Origin of the sequence: Pantoea sp. CTOTU49201 (assembly GCF_032054795.1) — a bacterium.
GTDB lineage: Bacteria > Pseudomonadota > Gammaproteobacteria > Enterobacterales > Enterobacteriaceae > Pantoea > Pantoea symbiotica.
Genome location: NZ_DAMBSA010000266.1, coordinates 1 through 6714, shown reverse-complemented (window position 1 = coordinate 6714; position 6714 = coordinate 1). Strand labels below are relative to the sequence as shown.

At 57.4% G+C, this 6714-nt stretch carries 9 protein-coding genes; all 9 read left to right on the top strand.

The window, feature by feature from the left end:
- Window positions 1-545: heme exporter protein CcmB (gene ccmB, locus RTY00_RS17110; RefSeq protein ID WP_312665237.1), on the top strand; the 545-nt coding region annotated here is incomplete at its 5' end.
- 57 nt (window positions 546-602) lie between these two features.
- The gene (locus RTY00_RS17105; RefSeq protein ID WP_008101296.1) at window positions 603-1343 is read left to right on the top strand and encodes a heme ABC transporter permease; all 741 of its coding nucleotides are present in this window, start codon (window positions 603-605) and stop codon (window positions 1341-1343) included.
- The gene (gene ccmD, locus RTY00_RS17100; RefSeq protein WP_179449982.1) at window positions 1340-1573 is read left to right on the top strand and encodes a heme exporter protein CcmD; all 234 of its coding nucleotides are present in this window, start codon (window positions 1340-1342) and stop codon (window positions 1571-1573) included. Before RTY00_RS17105 ends, ccmD begins: the two co-directional genes overlap by 4 nt.
- Complete coding sequence (ccmE, locus tag RTY00_RS17095; protein ID WP_312665236.1) at window positions 1570-2055, top strand: cytochrome c maturation protein CcmE; 486 nt, start codon at window positions 1570-1572, stop codon at window positions 2053-2055. Before ccmD ends, ccmE begins: the two co-directional genes overlap by 4 nt.
- Window positions 2052-4010, top strand: a complete 1959-nt coding sequence (locus tag RTY00_RS17090) for a heme lyase CcmF/NrfE family subunit (protein WP_312665235.1) — start codon at window positions 2052-2054, stop codon at window positions 4008-4010. Before ccmE ends, RTY00_RS17090 begins: the two co-directional genes overlap by 4 nt.
- The gene (locus RTY00_RS17085; RefSeq protein ID WP_061717875.1) at window positions 4007-4564 is read left to right on the top strand and encodes a DsbE family thiol:disulfide interchange protein; all 558 of its coding nucleotides are present in this window, start codon (window positions 4007-4009) and stop codon (window positions 4562-4564) included. The genes RTY00_RS17090 and RTY00_RS17085 overlap by 4 nt, the downstream gene beginning before the upstream one ends.
- Window positions 4561-5016 (top strand): cytochrome c-type biogenesis protein, encoded by a 456-nt coding sequence (locus RTY00_RS17080; protein ID WP_256697005.1) that lies wholly within the window; start codon window positions 4561-4563, stop codon window positions 5014-5016. The genes RTY00_RS17085 and RTY00_RS17080 overlap by 4 nt, the downstream gene beginning before the upstream one ends.
- The gene (gene ccmI / locus RTY00_RS17075; protein ID WP_312665233.1) at window positions 5016-6227 is read left to right on the top strand and encodes a c-type cytochrome biogenesis protein CcmI; all 1212 of its coding nucleotides are present in this window, start codon (window positions 5016-5018) and stop codon (window positions 6225-6227) included. Before RTY00_RS17080 ends, ccmI begins: the two co-directional genes overlap by 1 nt.
- A 35-nt stretch (window positions 6228-6262) precedes the next feature.
- On the top strand, window positions 6263-6714 hold a 452-nt coding region (locus tag RTY00_RS17070), incomplete at its 3' end, for an MlaA family lipoprotein (RefSeq protein WP_312665232.1).

Genomic DNA, 6714 nt, shown 5'->3' with positions numbered 1-6714 from the left:
GACCGGAGCCGCAGCAGCTGGCGCGCATTGCGCCGGGCGTGGCGTGGGTTGCCGCGTTACTCGCCTCATTGCTGGCACTGGAGCGGCTGTTTCGTGACGATTTTCTTGATGGTTCGCTCGAGCAACTACTTCTGTTGCCAACGCCGCTGCCGGTCACCGTGCTGGGCAAAGTGATTGCTCACTGGCTGATTACCGGGCTACCGCTGATTTTACTGTCGCCGCTGGCGGCTTTGTTGCTGTCGCTAGATTTTGCCGGCTGGCGCGCGATGGCGTTAACGCTGCTACTTGGCACGCCAACGCTGAGCTTTCTTGGCGCGATTGGGACCGGATTAACCGTTGGGCTACGGCGCGGCGGCGTATTACTGAGTTTGCTGGTATTGCCGTTGTCGATACCGGTTTTGATATTCGCCAGCGCGGCAATTGATGCCGCCGGAATGGGATTGCCGATCGGCGGTTATCTGGCGATTCTCGGCGCGATGCTGGCCGTGAGCGCAACGCTGTCGCCGTTTGCGACAGCAGCGGCTTTGCGTATCAGTCTGCATTAATTCGTGTTGCCTCAGAGCGGCCGAAACCTGAATTCTCTTTATTGTGAGCTATGCAAAATGTGGAAATGGTTACACCAGTGGGCAAAGCCTGAGCGGCTTTACCAGCTATGCGGTCGCTTAATTCCGTGGTTCGCGGTGCTGGGTGTTGGCACGCTGTTACTCGGTTGGGTTTGGGGCTTCGGCTTTGCACCGGCGGATTATCAGCAGGGCAACAGCTTCCGGATTATGTACATTCACGTGCCTGCGGCGATGTGGTCGATGGGCGTGTATGCGTCAATGGCTATTGCGGCGTTCATCGGCCTGGTGTGGCAGATGAAGATGGCCGATCTGGTCTCGGCGGCGATGGCGCCAATTGGCGCGGTGTTCACCTTTATCGCGCTGATCACCGGTTCCGCCTGGGGAAAACCGATGTGGGGAACCTGGTGGATCTGGGATGCCCGCCTGACATCCGAGCTGGTGCTGCTGTTCCTTTATATGGGCGTTATCGCGCTCTATCACTCCTTTGAAGACCGCCGCACTGCCGGTCGCGCCGCCGGTATTTTGATTCTGGTTGGCGTGGTTAATCTGCCGATCATTCACTTCTCGGTGCAATGGTGGAACACGCTGCATCAGGGCTCATCCGGTATTCTGCAGCAGGCCATCGATCCGAGCATGCGCACACCGCTGCGCTGGTCAATTCTCGGTTATCTGCTGGTGTTTGGCGCGCTGACCTTGATGCGCCTGCGTAACCTCATTCTGTTTACCGAACGTCATCGTCCGTGGGCGATTGATGTGGCGCAGCGAGGAAGCAAATCATGACGCCAGCCTTTGCATCATGGAGCGATTTCTTCGCCATGGGCGGCTATGCCTTTTACGTCTGGCTCGCCGTTATCCTCACCTTGATCCCATTATTCGGCTTGGTGCTGCACACCGTGCTGTTCCGCCGCCGTTTGCTGGCAGAAATTCGCCAGCGTCAGTCCAGGGAGCGCCGCATTCGCGCGGCTAAATCGAAAAAAGCTGCCGATGAAGCAGCGGGAGAATCCGTGTGAATATCCGTCGTCGTAATCGCCTATATGTGGCGATCGCGGTGTTGATCGGGCTTGGCCTGGCGACCGCGCTGGTGATGTACGCGCTGCGTTCCAACATCGACCTGTTTTATACCCCGAGTGAAATTATTAACGGCAAGGGCGAAGATCATCAGAAGCCTGAGCCGGGCCAGCGCTTGCGCATTGGCGGCATGGTGATGCCGGGCAGCGTAAAGCGCAATCCGAAAACGCTCGCCGTCTCTTTCAAACTGTATGACGCCAACGGCGTGGTCAGTGTGACCTATGAAGGCATTCTGCCGGACCTGTTCCGTGAAGGGCAAGGCGTGGTAGCGCAAGGCGTGCTGGAAGAGGGCAATCTGGTGAACGCCAAAGAAGTGCTGGCGAAACACGATGAAAAATATACGCCACCTGAAATCGAAGATGCGATGAAGAAGAATCACACAGGACCTGCGGCAGCCTATCAGCAGTCAGGTGCGCAATCATGATGCCGGAAATTGGTAGCTTTCTGCTGTGTCTGGCGCTGGGTTTAGCGCTACTGTTGAGTGTCTATCCGCTGTGGGGCGCGGCGCGTCAGGATGCGCGTTTGATGGCGATGGCGCGCCCGTTAACCTGGGGCATGTTTATTTGTGTCGCCGCCTCCTTTGCCGTGTTGGTGCACGCCTTTGTGGTGAATGATTTCACCGTTGGCTATGTCGCCACCAACTCCAACACCTTGTTGCCGGTTTACTATCGCATCGCCGCAACCTGGGGCGCGCACGAAGGTTCACTGCTGTTGTGGGTGCTGCTGCTCAGCACCTGGACGCTAGCGGTGGCGATCTTCAGTCGCGGCATGCCGCAGGATGCGCTGGCGCGCGTGCTGGCGGTGATGGGCATGATTAACCTCGGCTTCCTGCTGTTTATCATTCTGACCTCGAACCCGTTTACCCGCACCTTGCCAAATTTCCCGATTGACGGGCGCGACCTCAACCCGATGCTGCAGGATATCGGACTGATCTTCCATCCGCCGCTGCTGTACATGGGTTACGTTGGTTTCTCGGTGGCCTTTGCGTTTGCCATTGCTTCGCTGATGGCCGGACGTCTGGATACTGCATGGGCTCGCTGGTCACGCCCGTGGACCACCGCTGCGTGGGTGTTCCTGACTATCGGCATCGTGCTCGGTTCGGCATGGGCCTATTACGAACTCGGCTGGGGAGGCTGGTGGTTCTGGGATCCGGTCGAAAACGCCTCCTTTATGCCGTGGTTGGCCGGTACCGCGCTGATGCACTCGCTGGCGGTGACGGAAAAGCGCGGCAGCTTCAAGTCGTGGACGGTATTACTGGCGATTACCGCGTTCTCGTTAAGCCTGCTGGGCACTTTCCTCGTGCGTTCCGGTGTGCTGGTTTCCGTGCACTCGTTCGCCTCCGATCCGGCGCGCGGCATGTTTATTCTCGCCTTCCTGGTGATCGTGATTGGCAGTTCGCTGCTGCTGTACGCGTTGAAAGGCGGTCAGGTGCGCAGCCGTGTGCAGAGTGAAGCCTGGTCACGCGAATCCTTCCTGCTGGGTAACAACGTGCTGCTGATCGCCGCGATGCTGGTGGTGTTACTCGGTACGCTGCTGCCGCTGGTGCATAAACAGCTCGGTCTCGGCAGCATCTCGGTGGGCGAGCCGTTCTTCAACACCATGTTTACCTGGCTGATGGCACCGTTCGCGCTGATGTTGGGTATCGGTCCGCTGGTGCGCTGGCGTAAAGACCAACCGCAGAAGCTGTGGAAGCGCCTCGGCGTCGGTATGGTGGTCACGCTGATTCTGTCGATCGCGCTGCCGTGGCTGCTGCAGGATCGCATTGAGGCGATGACGGTTATCGGCCTGCTGATGTCGATCTGGGTGATCATGCTGACGTTGATGGAACTGCACGAGCGCGCCACCCATCATCACGCCTTCATCAAAGGTTTGCGTCATCTGTCGCGCAGCCATTGGGGTATGGTGCTGGGGCATTTGGGCGTGGCGGTGACCGTGGTGGGTATCGCCTTTAGCACCCAATACAGCGTTGAGCGTGATGTGCGCATGAAGGCGGGCGATACCGTTGATATCCACAATTACCACTTTACCTTCCACGGCGTGCGCAACCTGCAAGGGCCAAACTACAGCGGCGGCGTGGCGGTGATTGAAGTGACGCGCAACGGCAAGCTGGAAGCGGTGATGCAGGCGGAAAAACGCTTCTATGCAGCCGCGCGCACCATGATGACCGAAGCGGCGATCAGCGGCGGTTTCACCCGCGATCTCTATGCGGCGCTGGGTGAAGAGCTGGATGATGGTTCATGGGCGGTGCGGATTTACTACAAACCGTTCGTGCGCTGGATCTGGTACGGCGGCGTGTTTATGGCGGTGGGCGGCTTGTTCTGCCTGTTCGATCCGCGCTATCGCTCACGTAAAAAAGAAGAGCGCGAGGAGCTGGCATGAACAAAAAAATCCTGTTTATTCCGTTAGTTCTATTCCTGCTGCTGGCTGCGGCGCTGCTGTGGCAGCTGTCGCGCAACGCCAACGGCGATGATCCCACGCGTCTCGAATCAGCATTGATCGGCAAGCCAGTTCCAGTCTTCAAACTGGAAGCGCTGGATCAGCCCGGTAAAATCTACGATCAGCAGGTGCTAACCGACGGCAAGCCGATTCTGCTCAACGTCTGGGCGACCTGGTGCCCAACTTGCCGCGCTGAGCATCAATACCTCAACACGCTGGCGGAAAAAGGCATTCGTGTAGTTGGCCTGAATTATAAGGACGATCGTACCAAAGCGGTGACCTGGCTAAACACGCTGGGTAATCCCTATGCGCTCAGCCTGTATGACGGCAATGGGATGCTTGGTCTGGATCTTGGCGTTTACGGCGCGCCGGAGACTTTCCTCATCGACGGTAAAGGGATCATTCGTTATCGCCACGCAGGCGACATGAACGATCGCGTCTGGCTCGAAGAAGTGAAACCACTGTGGGACAAATACAGCAAGGAGGCGGGCGTATGAAACGGCTGCTTCTACTTTTAGCGGGAATACTGCTCAGCACCAGCCTGTGGGCGGCAATCGATACTTACCAGTTCGATTCGGTGCAGCAGGAAGAGCAATACCGGGATCTCACCGCATCGCTGCGTTGCCCGAAATGCCAGAACAACAGCATTGCCGATTCCAATGCGATGATTGCGGCGGATATGCGGCTCAAAGTCTACGAGTTGATGAAGCAGGGCGAAAGCCGCCAGCAGATCATTGATTACATGGTGGCGCGTTACGGTAATTTCGTGACATATGAGCCGCCGGTAACGCCTTCCACGCTGATTTTGTGGGTGGGACCAGCGCTGTTTGTGGTGCTGGGCGCGCTGATCATTATTCTGCGCAATCGCCGCGGCAGAGCGCGTAGCGAACTCGACGACAGTGAACAACAGCGCCTTGCGGCGTTACTTAAGCGTGACGGGAAGCCGTAATGACTGGATTCTGGATTACCCTGATTATTTTACTGCTGGCGGCTATCGCGCTGTTTTTGCGTGCCGGCTGGCGTCAGCGCGAGGCCAGCAGTGGCGATCGCGATCGTCTCAACACCGACTTTTATCAACAGCGCCTGCGCGAGCTGGAGCGAGATGAAGAAGAGGGCGTGGTGGCTGAGCGCCCGGAAATGGTGCGTGAGCTGCAGCAAACGCTGTTAACCGATGTGCCGCAACAAGATGCTGCCACCATTCATCGCAGCAGCCGCTGGGTATTGCTGCCAGGCGTGATTGTGCTGTTGGTGGTGTCGGTTGGCATGTATCTGAAAACCGGCGGACTGTCGCAGCAAACCGCGTTTGTTAGCGTGCAACAAGAGTATCCTGCCTTACGCGCGCGCGTGATGGATCCCAAAGCGCAGCCGCTGACCATGGAAGAGCTGGCGCGTCTGCAGCTGGGTTTGCGCAGCTCGCTGCAAAATGACTCTACGAACCTCAACGATTGGGCGATGCTGGGCCGCCTTGGCATGGTGCTGAATAACGCCACCGATGCCAGCCAGGCATTTGAACATGCGCTGCAGCTGGCGCCAGACAATATCGAGCTGCAGCAGGATTACGCCGAAGTGCTGACGCGCTCCAGCGATCCGCAGGATAATCGTCAGGCCAACGTGTTGCTGAAAGAGCTGCTCAAACGCGATCACAGCGATGTGCGCACGCTGAGTCTGCTAGCGTTTAACGCCTTTGAACAGCAGCAGTACAACGAGGCGATTGGCGCATGGCAGGTGATGCTGAAACTGTTACCGGCAGGCGATCGTCGTATTACCATGATCGAGCGCAGCATTGAACAAGCGAAAACTGACGCGGGACAGCAAAATAGCAATCTGGCATTGACGGTGAGTTTGACGCCGCAGGCAGAAAAAATGTTACCGCAAGGCGGAGTGTTGTATATTTCTGTGTCTGACGGTGTTTCACCGGTGCCTGTGGCTGTGAAGCGTTTACCGCTGAGCCACTTCCCGTTATCGCTCACGCTGGATGACAGCAATGCCATGATGCCCGATCGCCTGCTTTCGGCGCAGCATCAGGTGCAAGTCAGGGTGCGTATTTCGCGCGACGGCAGTGCTAATCCGCAGTCAGGTGACTGGTTTGGATTAAGCGCGGTCACACCCTGGAATGGTCATCAGCAACTGGCTGTGGAAATTAATCAACAGCAGCCCTGAAGCGATACCTTACTGATCCGCACAGGGAGAGAAGAATGAATAACCGCCTGACCGGTTTGGCGTTAGCCAGCTTACTGCTGGTGGGTTGTGCCAGCTCAAAACCGGCTGACAATACGGAACCTGCGCAGCGCAGCGATCCGTTGGAAGGCTTTAACCGCACGATGTTTAACTTCAACTACAACGTGCTGGATCCGTATGTTCTGCGCCCGGTGGCGGTAGCCTGGCGCGATTATGTGCCGGTGCCGGCACGTAGCGGTATAAGTAATGTATTAGCTAACGTTGAAGAACCTGCCAGCATGGTCAACGCCATTCTGGTGGGTGAGCCGCGCCAGGCAGGTATCCACTTTACCCGCTTCTTCCTGAACACCGTATTAGGGCTGGGTGGCTTTATCGACGTGGCGGGCAAAGCCAATCCGGAGCTGGCGCGTGAAGTGCCGCATCGCTTTGGTAGCACGCTGGGACGTTATGGCGTTGGTTACGGCCCGTA